Here is a 333-nt window from a genome sequence, read left to right on the forward strand (position 1 = left end):
GGGTCAAACTGGTGGTTGGCGATAAGTGCCTTGGCATGCTGGAAGCCGTGGGCGAAGTGTTTCCTGAGGCCAAATACCAACGGTGTACAGTCCACTTTTACCGGAATATTTTCGCCGTTACACCGCGTTCCAAGGTAAAGCTGGTGGCCAAGATGCTCAAAGCAATCCACGCTCAGGAGAGCAAGAAAGCTGCTCGGGAGAAAGCCAAAGCTGTAGTAGAAGAACTACGCTCCATGAAGCTGAAAGAAGCAGCCAAGAAGGTAGAGGACGGCATTGAAGAAACGCTGACCTACTGCGATTTTCCCAGCGAGCATTGGACTCGTATCCGTACCA

At 51.7% G+C, this 333-nt stretch carries 1 protein-coding gene; it reads left to right on the forward strand.

Annotation, left to right across the window (positions count from 1 at the left end; all coding sequences use genetic code 11):
- Nucleotides 1-333, forward strand: a 333-nt coding sequence (locus H9X84_RS12835) for a transposase (RefSeq protein WP_205134631.1), incomplete at both ends; no start/stop codon positions are given.

The sequence above is a fragment of the Anaerotignum lactatifermentans genome (assembly GCF_016902535.1).
GTDB classification, from domain to species: domain Bacteria; phylum Bacillota; class Clostridia; order Lachnospirales; family Anaerotignaceae; genus Anaerotignum; species Anaerotignum lactatifermentans_A.